The following is a 16,598-nucleotide window of genomic DNA, read 5'->3' as shown; positions in this document are numbered from 1 at the left end:
AAGTTACCTACACATTTAGGATGGCTGCACCCCAAGTAAATCCGCCGCCAAATCCAACTAATATAACTCTTTTAACTTCAGGGTTATTAGTCTTATGTTCATCTAATAAGAATGGAATACTTGCTGCGGATGTATTACCATACTCTTCTAGGTTCATTAAAAATCTTTCAATCGGTAAATTCATATCTTTAGCAACACTTTGAATAATTCTGTAGTTTGCTTGATGAGGAATAATATAATCGATATCATCAATTGTAAGTCCTGCTTTTTCAAGTACTTTATGAATAGCTTTAGGCATAATATCCACTGCAAATTTATAGACTTCACGTCCAGCCATCTTTACTTTTGGATCAATCCATAAAATACCCGTATCATCACCTCTAGAACCATTCCAGAAATATGCATTATCTTTTGGATTATCACTTACTTCAATAATTGCTGCACCAGCAGCATCACCAAATAGGATAGCAGTTGAACGGTCTTCCCAATCAAGGATAGATGACATATGTTCAGAACCAATAACTAATGCTGATTTATAATTACCTGATGAAATCATACTTGCTGCAATTTCAACCGCATAAACAAACCCACTACATGCAGCATTAATATCAAATGCTACAATATTTTTATGATTTAGTCCAAGTTTAGCTTGGATTAAATTTGCAATAGATGGTGTTTTAACTGGTGATGTAATACTTGCAACAATAATTAAATCAATTTTTTCTTTATCATAATTTTTATTTTCAACAGCCTTTAAAGCTGCTTTATATGCCATATCAATTGCGGTTTCACCTTGAGCAATATGGCGTCTTTTAATACCTGTTCTAGTAGTTATCCATTCATCATTCGTATCTAATATTTTACTAAAATCATCATTAGTCATAATATTATCTGGTGCATAACGACCAGTGCTTACTATTTTAATCGGCAAGTTCTTCATTTTTGATCACACTTTCTTCGTATTCACCCATTTTTTTGAACTTGTCATATCTATTAACAAGAAGTTTTTCTACAGGTGTTTTCATTAATTTTGTTAGTTGTTTACTTATTTGTTTCTTTAAATTGGTATAACCGACTTCAGGGTCTGTATTTAATCCCTTACCCTCTAAGATGATTTCATCAATAATACCAAATGATTTTAAATCTTCTGCTGTAAGTTTCATTAAATGAGCAGCCTCATTAGCACGTGTACTATCTTTAAATAAAATTGAAGCAAATCCTTCAGGTGATAATATAGAATATATCGCATTTTCAAACATCATAATGTGATCGCCTACACCTATAGCAAGTGCACCACCAGAACCACCTTCACCTAATACAATAACAATAATAGGTGTTTTTAACACCATCAGTTCTTTTAAATTTAATGCAATCGCACCTGCTTGGCCACGTTCTTCTGCGCCAAGTCCCGGATAAGCACCTGGTGTATCAATAATTGTAATAATAGGACGTTTAAACTTCTCGGCTTGTTTCATCAATCTTAATGCCTTACGATAACCTTCAGGATGTGGCATACCAAAATTATGTTTTAATCTATTTTGTGTATCAGTACCCTTTTCTTCAGCAATCACCGTAACTGGTATATCATTAAAGGTCGCCAGTCCACCTACAATAGCTTCATCATCGCCGTAAAGACGATCACCATGTAGTTCAATGAAATCAGGGAAGATTGCTTTAATAAGTGACTTTGATGTTGGCCTATCAGCACTACGTGCCAACTTAACTCTTTGCCAAACTTTATCCATATCTGTCATGATGTCACCTTCTTAGCATGTAGTTTAAGTAATGTTGATAAAGTCTTTTTCAATTGAGATCTTAAAACAACCAAGTCCACTTGTCCTTTTTGAAGTTGAAAAGCATCGGTTTGAAAACCAGCTGGTAAATCTTGACCAATTGTTTGTTTAATAACTCTAGCACCTGCGAAACCAATTAAACTGGATTTTTCAGCAATATTGATATCCCCTAAACTTGCAAAGGATGCAGCAACACCACCGGTTGTTGGATTCGTCATTACAGAAATGTATACTAAGCCTTTTTCATCAAGCAAATTTAAAGCACCAGATGTTTTAGCCATTTGCATTAAACTTAAAATACCTTCTTGCATACGTGCTCCACCGGATGCACTAAATATAACAAGCGGTAGATTGTGCTTAGCAGCATGTTCAATTAATCTAGTGATACGCTCCCCTACAACTGAACCCATTGAACCCATCATAAAATATGAATCAAGAACACCGATAGCCAAGTTTTGACCATCTATTTTCCCAGTTCCTGCTAAAAATGCTTCATTCATTTTTGCCATTCTCATACCTTTATCTAACTTTTCTTCATATTCAGGCATGCCTAGAGGATTTTTGGATGTTATGTTCTCAAATAAAGGTTTAAAAGTATCCTCATCAAGTGTATACTTTAAACGCTTTACCGCATTAATTTTAAAATGGTAACTACAATAAGGACATACTTCATAGTTATGTTCTAAATCCTTATTATAGATTGCAGAGTTACATTGTTCACACTGACTAAATACACCATCAGGAATATCTACTGGCCTAGTTTCTATAGGTCTTTTTTTAATAATCTCATGAAACTGAGATAATCTTCTTTTACGTTCATCCAATAAGTGATTCATTATATTCACCTTGGATTAATCCATTAAATTTAGCTACAAATCCTGTATCATATGTACCTTTAATAAAATCAGTAGCATGTAATATTGCATAATGATATTCAATATTTGTAGTAATACCTTCAATAACTAATTGTTCTAATGCAATGCGCATTTTACGCATCGCTTCTTTTCTAGTAGGTGCAAATACAATTAATTTACCCAACATTGAATCATAGAAAGGTGGTACCTCGTAATCTGGATATATATGAGAATCAAAGCGTACATTAAAACCACCTGGAAGTAAAATCTTACCGATTTTACCAGGAGCCGGCATAAAGTTATTCATTGGATCCTCAGCATTGATTCTACATTCAATCGCATGCCCTGTAATCTTGACATCACGTTGTTTAAAGCTTAGAGGTTTACCATATGCTATTTTAATTTGTTCTTTAACAAGATCAATACCTGTAATCATCTCAGTAACTGGATGTTCTACTTGAATACGTGTATTCATTTCAATAAAATAGTAATTTTTTCTAGAGTCAACTAAAAATTCAATGGTTCCAGCATTTTCATAGCCTACATGTTTAGCTAACTTAACTGCAGATTGACCCATTTTGCGTCTTAAGTCCTCATTTAAAATAGAAGACGGTGCTTCTTCAATTAATTTTTGATTACGTCTTTGCATTGAACAATCACGTTCATATAAATGCACGACATTGCCTTTACTATCTGCAATAATTTGGATTTCAATATGTCTTGGATTTTCTACAAATTTTTCAATATAGACAGATTTATCGCCAAATGCTGATTCTGCCTCCATCGATGTCATGTCAAAAGCCTTTTTGAATTCTGTATCATTGTGACATACGCTAATACCACGTCCACCACCACCAGAACTTGCTTTAATCATAATAGGATAACCAATCTGTTTAGCAATCTTTAATCCGATCTCCTTGTTTTCAACAACACCATCAGAACCTTCAACGACTGGAACACCTACTGCTTTAGCAATCGCTCTAGCAGTCGCTTTATCGCCTAATTTACTAACAACGTTAGATGATGGGCCGATAAACTTAATACCTGTTGCTTCAACCATCTCGATAAATTTAGCATTCTCTGCTAAAAAGCCATAACCTGGGTGAATGGCATTACATCCTGTTGCGATTGCTGCACTTAATACAGCCTGCATATTTAAATAACTATCTTTGGATCTTGCAGACCCAATACAAACTGCTTCATCTGCTAATTTTGTATGAAGTGAAGATTTATCAGCAGTTGAATAGACCGCTACAACAGGTATACCTAATTCTTTACATGCTCTAATAATACGAACAGCAATTTCACCACGGTTTGCTACTAATACCTTGTTTTGTGCCATTACGCTTGCACCACTGCAAATAAGACATCATCAAACCCTACAACATCACCATTTTTAAAGTTGATTTTAGTCACCTTGCCATCTACTGACGATGTAATCTCATTCATAATTTTCATCGCTTCGACAATACATACAACTTGTCCTTTTTTGACCACATCACCAACTTTTACAAATGGTTCAGCATCAGGTGAGGACGCTTCATAAAAAGTGCCTACAAGCGGTGATTTGATTGCTAAATCACCTAAGTTAGGCGTTGGTGCAACCGGTACAGCTGTTTGAGGATTGTGTACTATTTGGGTGCTTGCTGTAGCATCTGTTGATTGCACGACTTGTTCTACATTGTTTTCTTTATTTTTGGATAATTTTAACTTCACATTATCAGTCTCTAATTGTAAAACTGTAAGAGTGGATGTTTCAAAGTCTTTTATAATACTTTTGATTTCATTTAGTTTCATATTGTTCTCTCGTTTTCATTTTTTTTATACATCATTAGATCTTGTGTTTTTAAAACGCAATAAAGGCCAAATACGCATAGGCATATTCAGTAAATATATCTTATAATGATGTGATGAAGCTAAGCTTGAATTATCTTGAACTTCAAACTTATTAACATTCTATCACTTTTAAGCCATTTGTCAATTGTTTTGAAGTTCAAATTATTGAAAACACTTTCCTTTTAAATTATTTTCGTTTCAAAGTTTAGTATGTATATACTTCATAAGTTTTATGGTATACAAGCCAAACTATACACATCATTATTTTATTTTAGAAAATTTATTAAATATACTTTATAGTAGATGTAGAACTGATTTAATTATATGTACATACAACATTAAAAAAAGCGCTTATTTAGCGCTTTTTAAGAGTTTTTTCCTTATAATGCTTAACTTATATATGGTCTGTCACTATCTTTTTCAGGTTGTGGCTTATCTGTTGTAGGTAATTCTTTTTCTACATTTTTAGCCTTTTCCTTTTTAGTGTTTATACCCAAACTGTACTCACGGTATTTACCATAGCCTCTAGATCCATCGTAGATTAAGTAGGCACCACCTAATAGTGAAATAACAAGTAATAACCATGCAATTGCAGATTCATCAAAGTCTTTTAATCCAAGGATTAATGCGCCAATTGCAAATACAACAATATGTGTCCAAAACTTAATTTGTTCTGTTTTCTCTTCCAAAAATACTGTGGAATAAAAGAATACAACACCACGAGCTAAGAATACAAATGCTAAGGTGTATTTATATACTTGACTCCAAATTGGGTCAATTGCATTACCTGAATTAATGGATTCATAACCCACATAAATCATTAATGCACCTAATAGAAAATCAAAGATAATCTCAATTAAGTTAATTGTTCTTAAAATTTCTTTGTTAAGTGATTTGACAAGGGGTACCACTCTAAATAGTGAAAACACTACAATCACTATACCTGTAATTAAAAATACTAAATCTATTTGGAAAAACATTGTAAGACCTACAGCGATTAATATTGCTGCTAGAATCCACTTAAGAAGCCATCCATATGACGGTTTCATACACATCCCCTACCTTTCATAGTTCTATTATACATTATTTTTTATTCAATGTTACTCTTATGACGTAGATACAAACCCAGAATGAGTTTCTTCTGGGTTTGTAAGTACTTAAATTTTTATGGGTAAATTAAATCATGTAGTTCTTGACGGTTTGTAACTGAGATATTATTTGGGAAGTTAAACGGATCTGGAATTTGGTTATCTAGTTTAGCAATCAAGAAGTCTTTAACGATAGTTAATCCGAGATCTTCTGTTAATGGATCATACGGTTCAACAAAATCGATATAAGCGTTAAATTCGGTTTCATTCATTGCTTGAGCACTTGCATATAATGTAGCCATGCTTGTACTTGTAGCATTATTGATATCACTAATACCAAATGCAATAAACGCGTCTACTAAATTTGTAAGTTCATCTTTTTGAATATCAATTAGTGGATCTTCCATACCAGTATGAGATTCTACAGTATCTAAACCTGCAGTAGTTACAGCATCTGAAATCATTCTATCTATAATATAAGAGTTTCTAGTTAATGCATCTTTTACATTTAATAAATCAGATGCCCCGGAGTCAACTAGCGATGTATCAATATTTGTAAAGCCAAAGTCTTCAAGCGCGTAAGTCAAGTTAACAAGTTCAGTCGATGTAATATCATCACCTGTATATGCATGGTTTTGTAGTGCTAGTGTAGGTATTGCAACTGGTAGGCTTGAATTGATTGCATTTGTTACTTTTCTATAAACAATAATAGATTCTCTTGTAGCTATTGTACGAATCAGTGCTGTTTCTAGGTTTGTTGAGATGTTAGATACTACATTGGTAATTGTTTCATCATCAGCTAAGTTTTGATCATTTGCATGCATAGATAATGCAATATCATTAAGTGATAGGAGTAACTTCGTAATTTCACTGTGATCAACCATTTCCATTGTTAGGTCACTAAATGCATCATCTCTAACATTTGGTCTTTGTACAGCTGTGATAATACCTTCTGACATGAATTTTTGCATAATCAGTGAGCCTTCTTGATGCATACTTTGCATTTGTCCAAGTTTAAGTTGACCTACAGTACCTGCTAATGTATCCACTAAATCTGTTACTGGTAAGTCATTATTTAAGTCACCATCATTATATGTAGAATCTAATACAGCGATCGCATTTAAGAAATTAGTTAATTCTACGTAAGTTAAATCACCTGGTGCCATTAGATCATAAGCATCATCAGAGATTCTTTGAGGTGTTGCAAACCCAATAATAGAATCACTCATTAATGTGCGGATGATACTAGATGTTTCTTGATGCATGAGCATCATATTATGAATGGTTAATGTATCTGTATCTAGGTTTGTAACAGAGTCAACAACAACATCTGTTGGTTCAAATAAGTTAGCAAGTGCATCGACTAATTTTTTCATTTCATTGTAACTAATTAAATCATATACATAGGTACCATTATTATCATGATATGCTACATCTTGAAGTGTTAGGTCACTAATGATTTGAGTACCTAATAAATTATCACTAAATAAAGATCTAATAACGATAGAGTCTCCACTATTAATGATATCAGATGTTTGTTCATAGGTTAAAACGGTTGGATCCAGTGTATCCATTAATCCTTGTACAGTCATGGATGGTATAGTATCTAATGCATTTAAGATGTTGAATAATTCACCGATTTCAGTATTACTTAAAACTTCTGGGTATGTTGTATCAAGTGCAAGTGTATGCGGTGTGCCAATACCGGTTTTAATACCGTGGGTAATAAATCCTTTAATTAGATAGGATTGACTATAATCTAAGCTTGTTAGGTCACTTACATAATAACTATCTAGTAAGTTACCAGCGCCACCACCAATTAAGTCCCCTAATGTAAGGTTTAAATCAACCAATAAATTACCTAACGCTTCAAGTTCTGTTTGTTTAAGGTCTAGTGCTTCATTTGTTTCATAAGCTACTTCAGGGATATCAAATATATTTGCATCTTTAATATAGGTTGTAAGTAGTCTTGTCATGACTTTAGATTCTACAAGGATTACATCATTAATCTGTTCACCTGTAATAGCATCTAAGTTCATTTGCTCGCCTTCTTGAGGTACATCGACATTCATAATTACAATTGCTTCTAATATCTTTTTAAGTTCAATACGATCTGTCCATTCAAAATATGGTGAGTTGACATCAGTAACAACTGCATTTTCTGGGATTGTAATTAAATCAATACCTTGAATCAAGTCATCTATTGTCTTATAAATGATATCAGATGATAAGAGTGTATCTCTATTTTCTTCACTACTTGCATAGCCTTTAATCACAGGGAAGAAATCATTCATAGATTCCATACCACCCAAGAGATCTTGGATGCCCATATCATGAGATTCCATTTCAGTTAATAAACCATCGATAACAGATAACAGGTTAGATAATTCTGTCTTTTTAATCCAACCTTCATACATACCTTCTGTTTCATAAATCACTTCAGGCATTTCAAGCATTGGGATACTTGATAAGTTATAATCTAAGAATGAATATAGGATGTTAGATGATAATAACTTAGTTTTTTGTGCTTCATCTCTAATATAAGTAATGATGGAAGGTAATAATGTTTCTAGCATATTAGAGTCTTCTTCTGTACTCATTGCTGCTTCAAGTGTCATACCTTCATCATATAGACCGAATAAGACATCTAGTAGTACATTAATTTCAGTATTAAAATTAAATGAAGAAATTGCTGCTGCACGGTTGAGTGGTTCAGCTAATGTCACTGGTTCAGTGACATATTTTCTAATAAGTGCACTACTCATTTGATTTGTTAAAGCACTAATTGTTTGACCTTCTAAGAAGGTATCTACCATTTCTTTAAATAGCAGTTGACCATCATTATCAACAAGTAATGTGTCCATAATGACAATTGGTGTTTCACCAGCTTTTAATAATTCGCCTACTTCTAAACTACCAATTGCATAATAAACATCAGCAATCCAAGTTAGTTCTCTTGCTAAGTCATCACTATCGCTAAAGTTAGTTTCTATAATATCTTTTAATAATGCTAATTCTGTTTCATCAAACATTTCATCTTGACCAGCTATTTGACTGTAAGCAATACCCATGAGTGGTTCCATAAATACGTCAATCACAGATAATGAACCAACACCATCTAATACTTCTTTAAACCAAGTATGATATTGTGGATCTTTATTCAATATAATACTTAAGTCTTCCATGTTTTCTATTAATTCAGATAGTTCAACATCCGTTGTACCATCACCATCAAGATCAATACCTGGGAAACTGTAGAATGTTGTCTCAAATAATCCAACAAGTTCGTTTAAAGTTGTTGAGACAAATTCACCTTCATAAGCATTTAATTTTGCACGAACGCTATTCAGTAGTTCTACTTTTTCTTCATTGGTTTCTAACCAAGTAATTTGATCAACGATAGATTGATCATACATACCTACAGATAAAACAGGATCTGCTAGTTTAAGTAAATCAAGGGTAACTAATCTATTTAATGCACTTATAAATAAGTCTTGATCATCGCTATCAAAGTTTGCGATTAAACCGATATTTTCAAGCGATGCTTGCCATTGTGCATAATCTTGTATGGTTAATAATTCTTTAGCTGCAAGATATACTTCATTGACATCGTTTGATAAATCAATATCTACACCATCGATTTGTGTAATCAAATCAGCAATTTCTGTTTCTGATAAGAAATCAAATCCTTCTTGTTCTGATGCAACAAGGATAGCAAATTTCATCATTGGTTTGACACTTGAGTTTAAGAGTTGAGAATTAGAAAACGCGGTAAAAGCACCTTCGAATTTAGTGATTTCAGCTAAAGTGATTTCCATTTCCGAATTTTCATCTAATATATAAGGTAGTGCTACTTTACCTGCTTCAGCAATCCATTTTAATTCGACACGCCAAACAATCATTTCGTCATCATTGACTTTAGATTTAAAGGCTAGGTCAAACATGAAATCTGCTAGACCAACATCATTAACTTTAGTCGCATCATTAATATATTTAACAAAGTTATATTGATTTGCTTGTGATACTGCTTGGGCAATATCATTGTATTCGGGATTATCTAACTCAACACCCTCACCAACTACTGTATTAATGATGATTAAGACAGGAAAGATTAAGAAAAATCCAGCAAAGGCACCTCTAAAAATACCTACGATACCGCCTAAAAATTTATTCTTTTCTTTATCCTTAACAATCGGTTTAATAAATATTAACCAAGGTATACCAAACAAGATCCACTTAAATATAGCTCTTAGGATTGTATAAAAGACAATGAAGATACTCATTTTAATACTTAAATCGACAATTGCTAAAACAAGAGGTAACATACCACTAGCTACAATCTCATCCATGTATTCAACAAGTTGTTCATTACCAAAAGGTATCAAGGAGATGTACTGACGTACCATTGCTTCTGTTACCCAATCGTTTGTTTGGAATAATCCTAATCCCCAAAGTAAAACAAATACTAAAATAATTTCACCAATAAAAAACCAGGAACGTTTTAACAACACCTCTTTTTCTACCTAGAAATATGTGTACCAAAACAAATAGTCCAATCACAATGCCTTGAAATGCCAAGAAAATAGTTGGAACTAGACTTACATCAAAACCTTCCATATGAAGTCCTCCCCTTAATATAAATTAGGTAACCGATAAATCACCTTTATTATATATCTTTTATATAGTTTTTTGTTAATTAATGTTTTAGGATTAAAAAAAGAGACTCTCGCAGAAGAATCTCTAATCAATGTTAACATGGTGCACAATACAAGGATTGAACTTGTGACCCCCTGCACGTCAAGCAGGTGCTCTCCCGCTGAGCTAATTGTGCGTTGAAATTTTGACGCAATAGTATTGTATCATATGCCTAAGCGATAATCAAATATTTCCATCCCTTTTTTGAGTTTCTTAATTATACTTTTTATAAGTAAAAATTACCAATTTATAATTATTTTAAATAGAACACTTGCTCATTATAATTATTATAAATAAGGTAATTATTTTTATAAATAAGTTGACTATTTATAATATTGGTGGTAGATTATTACTAAGAAACGAGGTCTATATGAAAAAAATATTTACTAGATTAAATATCGAACTTATGTTCGTTGTCACATCGGTTCTACTCTTAGTAGTAGCCGTCATATTAAACTTTACAGTGATGCCAAATACTGGTGACATTGTTCCAACACCACTTGTCGTGTTATACGCATTGTCCTTTGTATTAGGTGGATTCTTCAAAGCTAAAGAAGGTGTTGAAGAAACTATTGCTAACAAGGCATTAAACGTAGAAATCTTGATGATTATTGCAGCTGTGTCAGCATTTATCATTGGTAATCCACTTGAAGCCGCATTACTTATTATGATATTTGCAATTTCTGGTTTAATGGAAACATTTGCACATAATAAATCACAAAAAGAATTAACTTCTTTATTAAATCTTTCGCCTGAAAGAGCAACCCTTTACCAAGATGGTGTAGAGACGGTTGTAGCAATTAATGATCTTAAACTTGGAGACATTGTTATTGTAAAGGTTGGGGATGCAATTCCAGTTGATGGTCTTATCTTTAAAGGTTCAACCGCAATTAACCAAGCTGCAATTACTGGTGAATCTATGCCAGTAAATAAAGGTGAAAATGAAGAGGTATTTGCAGGTACATATAATCTAAACTCAGCGATTTTAGTTAAGATTACAACACGACCAGAAGAGTTCGTTGTCAATAAAATTATTAAACTTGTTCGCGATGCACAAGATAATCAAGGTCATACACAAACACGTATTGAAAAAATCGAAAAATGGTATGTGTATTTTGTAATACTTCTTGCGATAGGTTTCATGCTGATTCCACCACTAACTAACACATGGACTTGGGATCAAGCATTCTACCGTGGTACGGTTGTGTTAGTTGTTGGTTCTCCATGTGCACTTATGGCAAGTGTTGCACCTACAATGTTATCTACTTTATCTAATGCTGCAAGAGGTAGAGTATTAATTAAAGGTGGTAAATACTTAGAAGACTTAAGTCGCATCAAAGTTGTGGTATTTGATAAGACTGGTACAATCACAGAAGGTAAACCTGCAGTTGTTGATGTATTTGTCGATCCTAATTATAATAAACAAGATATTCTTGATATTGTCTACTCAGTAGAAAAACTATCTAATCATGCGCTAGCAAGTGCAATTACTACTTTTTTAGAAGATTCAACAACCTATAAACCAAATCCAGTAACAGAAATACCTGGAAAAGGTATGTCACTTAAATTAGGTAAAGATGAATATAAAATTGGAAAGTTTGAACATAATAAATCTGATGTAGTGACTCCAAAAATGGTAGAAAGCCAATCCAACGGTAACTCTATTGTTCAAATTATCTTGAATGATCATTTAATTGGTTATATTTCACTCATTGATAAATTAAGACCAAACGTTAAAGAAATGGTCATGAAACTTAAAAAAGAAAACATCATACCTATTCTTCTTACAGGTGATAACAATGCAACAGCTCACGCGATTGCGCAAAAAGCGGGTATTGATGTTATTATTTCAGATGCATTACCACATGAAAAGAGTGCACACATTATCGAACTTCAAAAACAATATGGTAAAGTCATGATGGTTGGAGACGGTGTAAATGATGCACCAGCACTAGCCATTGCAGACATTGGTGCCTCTATGGGAAGTGGATCTGATGTGTCACTTGAAACTGCGGATATCATCTTCATGAATAATAAAATTGAAAACATTGATAAGATCTTTAGAATCTCAAAAGCTAATCAATCTATCATCTATCAAAATATGATATTCTCATTGCTTGTTATACTTACATTACTTTCATTTAATATCTTTGGATTAGTCAATCTTCCATTTGGCGTTGTAGCCCATGAAGGTTCTACCATATTAGTTATCTTAAATGGTTTACGCATGTTAGCTAAAAAATAAAACAAAAAGGATCACCTTTCGAATGAAAGATGGTCCTTTTTTATACATAAAACCTTATACTGTTTTTACCACTTGTTTTAATATCCCCTAAAGCTGCATCTGCTTTATGAATAAGTTCATAAATTTCAGTACCATGATGAGGATAGATTGCAACACCAACTGAGAGGGTTAAATTAAAATGATGCTCATTGACTTTAATTTGTGTGCCTATCGTACTAATTGTCTTAGCAATATTACTCTTTAATGTGTCTACTGATTCAAAGCGTTTAACAATTGTGACAAATTCATCACCGCCATATCTTGCTGTAAACATACGATCATCATTTAAATTAAGTAACGCTTTAGAAAATTCTACAATTACTTTATCACCAATCATATGACCATAGGTATCATTTATTTTCTTAAATTCATCAATGTCTGCAATGATGACTGCATAAGGTTGACCATTATGTTCTATTTTAGATACATACTTTTCTAAAGCTAAACGGTTTGGTAAACCAGTTAAGTGATCTGTTACTGAGATTTTTTCCATTAGGGCACGTTCTATTTTCAAATCGGTTATTGCTCTAATATTAATAATTACAGAAATCATAAAACCTAATACTACAAATAAGATACCACCAATAATATTTGATAAAAAATTATAAGTAAAGTCTTGGCCTGGAATCAATTCTAATATTATATGATTATTCACTGCGATAAAGCGTGCCATCATAAGTAGTAGAAATAGTGTACAAAATACATAGATTGGAAACTTTAGGGTAGCTTTTATTTTATCGGTAGATTTAATGACACTATTTAATATCTCTACCACAAGGTAAATAATTAAAAACGAGATTAAGTTTTGACGATACACTAAATTAGGTTCAAAAAAGAAAAATAAGATACCAAGAATAACGCCAATGCTTAAGATACTATATGCTCTTTTGTAACTCACTTCTCGTTCCATAAACTGGTTTAAACCTTTATGCAGCAAAAAAGTACCTGATAAAAAGATACCATTTCCAATAAAGTATTTGATCCAATCAGTCTGTATATAAAGACCAATATAAATTATAAATCCGATAATATGCCCCACTACACCCATGGCTAAAAAATTTATGCCCCGATAAATTGTTTTCACATAACGGTGTGTTACAGCTAGTGATAAAGCTATAATTGCAGCGAAAACAACTATCATGATACTAAAAAGATTTTCTACATTCATTTTACTAGTACCTCTCCCGTACTAAAACAAAGTTGATTTAATTTGATAAGTCATTGTATCACAACAATTTATAAAATATCTCTAATAAGTCTTACGTTTAAATATTTTTTTTATAACAGCGACGACGTTTATAATTTGATGGATTAAAATCCTTCCACTGTGTCTGTATTTTTACATTCAGTTCTAGTTCAGGACCGGTTAAAGCTTGTAGTACGCCATACTTAATACCTTGTTTGATACCATCTTCCATGATCATCGATAATACGCCTGTACCCTGGTGATTTGGATCCACGGCAATAAAGTAAAAATCGATGGTTTTAAATCTTTTTAAAGCACGTAATAATCTAAACAAACCAAACGGTAAAAGTCTACCATTTGATTTTTTATTCGCAAGCGCTAAGCTTGGCATCATTAAACCAAAACCAATCACTTTCTTATGTTTATCAAAAACAAACCATACAAAATCTAGTTTCACTAAACTAATCATTTGTTTAATATAATAATCCATCACTTCTTTAGTTACTGGAAAGAATCCATATAAGTCATGAAAGGCTCTGTTATATACATCAAATGCTTCATAGATATGTTGTAAAATATCTTTTTTTCTTTTATATTTTACTAACTCATAACCAAATCTGCGTCTTGTAATATGTGCCCCTCTAGTCACTTTTTCAGGCACCACACTTGGCCATGGTATGACGGATTCAATCCAGTCTACATCTTTTACAAATCCCAAAGTTTCTAAGTGTTCTTTATAGTACGGTGGATTCCAAATGGTGATAAACATGTTTAAGTACTCAAATCCTTCAACAAGCATACCCATACGATCCATATCGGTAAAACCAATCGGACCAATAATTTCTGTCATACCCTTAGATTTACCCCAACCTATCACACTATCTATGAGTTTTGTTGTAACCTCAATATCATCGATCATATCAATTCTGGTAAATCTAACTATTTTAGTATCAAATGATTCGTTATATTTATGATTAATAATACCTGCAATACGTCCAACGATTTTATCATCTTTAATGGCTAAAAACCTTACACTTTCACAGTACATATGTGCAGGGTTCTTATTCTTATCAAAGACATTCAACTCATCAAAACTTAAAGCAGGTACATAAGCCCCTATATGTTTGAAAAGTTTATTAGGAAAGTTGGTAAATAACTTAGCTTCCTTCTTGGTTATAACTTCTTTAATGATCATATACTTTATCCCTTTAGCATGTTCATAATCTATTTTGATTATATCACGAGTTATGATGTAACCTACTTATAATAAAAAGGTGCCCGATTATAAACCTATAATTAGGCACCTTTATGAATATTTGTTTAAGAAGTTGTCATATCTTTATAGGTGTTTAATACATCTATAAAATCATTTCTGTAATAATCTTCTAGATTATAAGTTTCTGTTTCAATACGTTCTAATACTGCACCAAGATCCGCATCCACTTTATATTTAGAATCCATTAAAATAAGACCAAATTCTACGACACTACTAATGAATTTTGCATCGACACTTGGGTTTTCATTAATTGCATTTAAAACAGTAAATGCTTCTTCAAGTTGGGTATCATCCGTAATGTCATGGTTTTTATAACGAATCGTTAATGATCCAACATCACTAGCACCTTCATTGAGTTTTAATTCATAAATTGCAGTCACTTGAAGACCTGTACCAATTTCACCAGCATCGGTTGTACCATCATCAAACTCATCATCTGTTAATTGTCTATTCTCATAACCAATCAAACGATACTCTAATACTGCAGATGCATCAAATACAATTTGAGCCTTTGCATCACGTGCAACGGTATATAAAACACCATCTATGTTATCCACAAAAGCCTTTCTAGCTGATATGATGTCATCAATATAGTGATATGTCCCATTACCAGCCTTAGCTACGCGTTCTAACTTCTCATCTTTAAAGTTACCATAACCAAAACCATATGCAGAAAAGTAAATGCCACTTTCTCTTTTCTCAGAAATATATTCAATAAGCATATCTGTACTGGAAATACCTACGTTAAAATCACCATCTGTTGCTAAAATAATGCGGTTGTTTCCACCTTCAATGAAGTATTCTTCTGCCACCTTATAGGCCATATCAAGTCCCTTTTTACCAGCGGTTGAACCACTTGCTTTTAAGAGTCTGATTTGACTTGTCATATAGGCCATATCATCTATACTTTTACCCTTAAAAACCACCTTTTCACCAGATGAATAGGTAACAAGTGATATCACATCATTAGGTTTCATTTGTTCGATTAATAACTCCATTGCTTTTTTAGCTAGTGAAAGTTTGTTTGTAGCACTCATAGAACCAGATACATCCAGTAAAATAACAATATTGGATGGTATATCACCTAAATCAACCTGTTTAGTTTCTAAACCTATTAATAGTAAATGGGTTTCATTATTCCATGGTGTTTGGATAAGTTCAGATTTAAACCCAAATGTTTTATCTGTTTCAGGTTGATTATAGTTATAATTGAAGAAATTGACCATTTCTTCAATGCGTACGGCATTACGATCTACTGCGCGTCCGCTATTAATTTGAGATCTGATAAACGAATAAGATGCAGTGTTTGCACTTAAGGATATGTTAGATTTATTATTCACAGAAACATCAATAAATGGATTTTCTATTATTTCTTGATGTTCATCATCATTAAAAATATAATTATAGTTCTCATCTTGAAGGTAACCCCCATTATAGTTACCACTACAAGCAACTAAAACAACTAATAAACTAGACAAAAATATTATAGTTATTATTTTTTTCATGAGCCTAATCCTCCCTTTATAAGTTCATTATATCAAAGCTTCTTAATACAAGTGTCCAATATTATAAAAACTTATAAAGAT

At 32.6% G+C, this 16,598-nt stretch carries 11 protein-coding genes and 1 tRNA gene; 1 reads left to right on the top strand and 11 read right to left on the bottom strand.

Translation table 11 applies throughout. The annotated features are described in order from the left end of the window. Positions 1 to 7: 7 nt before the first annotated feature. The 8 genes from ACL_RS02305 to ACL_RS02270 form a co-directional block, all read right to left on the bottom strand. Positions 8 to 940, bottom strand: a complete 933-nt coding sequence (locus ACL_RS02305; protein WP_012242411.1) for a beta-ketoacyl-ACP synthase III — start codon at positions 938 to 940, stop codon at positions 8 to 10. After that, entirely contained in the window at positions 921 to 1,754 is an 834-nt protein-coding gene (locus ACL_RS02300) for an acetyl-CoA carboxylase carboxyltransferase subunit alpha (protein ID WP_012242410.1), read from the bottom strand. Before ACL_RS02300 ends, ACL_RS02305 begins: the two co-directional genes overlap by 20 nt. Continuing rightward, positions 1,751 to 2,629 carry an acetyl-CoA carboxylase, carboxyltransferase subunit beta gene (accD, locus tag ACL_RS02295; protein WP_012242409.1) on the bottom strand — a complete coding sequence of 293 codons (879 nt, stop codon included), beginning with the start codon at positions 2,627 to 2,629 and terminating at the stop codon, positions 1,751 to 1,753. The genes ACL_RS02300 and accD overlap by 4 nt, the downstream gene beginning before the upstream one ends. After that, positions 2,610 to 3,989: an acetyl-CoA carboxylase biotin carboxylase subunit gene (gene accC / locus ACL_RS02290; RefSeq protein WP_012242408.1), complete on the bottom strand. Its 1,380-nt coding sequence runs from the start codon at positions 3,987 to 3,989 to the stop codon at positions 2,610 to 2,612. Before accC ends, accD begins: the two co-directional genes overlap by 20 nt. Next, positions 3,989 to 4,444 carry an acetyl-CoA carboxylase biotin carboxyl carrier protein gene (gene accB, locus ACL_RS02285; RefSeq protein WP_012242407.1) on the bottom strand — a complete coding sequence of 152 codons (456 nt, stop codon included), beginning with the start codon at positions 4,442 to 4,444 and terminating at the stop codon, positions 3,989 to 3,991. The genes accC and accB overlap by 1 nt, the downstream gene beginning before the upstream one ends. A gap of 428 nt (positions 4,445 to 4,872) precedes the next feature. Further along, positions 4,873 to 5,532 (bottom strand): hypothetical protein, encoded by a 660-nt coding sequence (locus tag ACL_RS02280; RefSeq protein WP_041633807.1) that lies wholly within the window; start codon positions 5,530 to 5,532, stop codon positions 4,873 to 4,875. A gap of 116 nt (positions 5,533 to 5,648) precedes the next feature. Then, positions 5,649 to 10,082, bottom strand: a complete 4,434-nt coding sequence (locus ACL_RS02275) for a hypothetical protein (RefSeq protein ID WP_148201784.1) — start codon at positions 10,080 to 10,082, stop codon at positions 5,649 to 5,651. A 245-nt stretch (positions 10,083 to 10,327) separates the two neighbouring features. Further along, positions 10,328 to 10,402 (bottom strand) — tRNA-Val (locus tag ACL_RS02270). Between the two features lie 234 nt (positions 10,403 to 10,636). Here ACL_RS02270 and ACL_RS02265 point away from each other — a divergent pair. Next, positions 10,637 to 12,511, top strand: coding sequence for a heavy metal translocating P-type ATPase (locus ACL_RS02265; protein WP_012242403.1), 1,875 nt, complete (start codon positions 10,637 to 10,639; stop codon positions 12,509 to 12,511). A gap of 40 nt (positions 12,512 to 12,551) precedes the next feature. On the opposite strand, the gene ACL_RS02260 is transcribed toward ACL_RS02265, so the two are convergent. The 3 genes from ACL_RS02260 to ACL_RS02250 all read right to left on the bottom strand — a co-directional run bounded on the left by ACL_RS02260 (position 12,552) and on the right by ACL_RS02250 (position 16,517). Continuing rightward, entirely contained in the window at positions 12,552 to 13,691 is a 1,140-nt protein-coding gene (locus ACL_RS02260) for a GGDEF domain-containing protein (protein WP_158298322.1), read from the bottom strand. 124 nt (positions 13,692 to 13,815) lie between these two features. Next, on the bottom strand, positions 13,816 to 14,931 hold the full coding sequence (locus ACL_RS02255) for a hypothetical protein (RefSeq protein WP_012242401.1): 1,116 nt from the start codon (positions 14,929 to 14,931) through the stop codon (positions 13,816 to 13,818). 125 nt (positions 14,932 to 15,056) lie between these two features. After that, positions 15,057 to 16,517, bottom strand: a complete 1,461-nt coding sequence (locus ACL_RS02250) for a vWA domain-containing protein (protein ID WP_012242400.1) — start codon at positions 16,515 to 16,517, stop codon at positions 15,057 to 15,059. Between the last annotated feature and the right edge of the window lie 81 nt (positions 16,518 to 16,598).

Source organism: Acholeplasma laidlawii PG-8A (genome assembly GCF_000018785.1).
GTDB classification, from domain to species: domain Bacteria; phylum Bacillota_I; class Bacilli_A; order Acholeplasmatales; family Acholeplasmataceae; genus Acholeplasma; species Acholeplasma laidlawii.
Note: the sequence above shows the minus strand (reverse complement) of the source record. Positions and strands in the feature narration are given on the sequence as shown.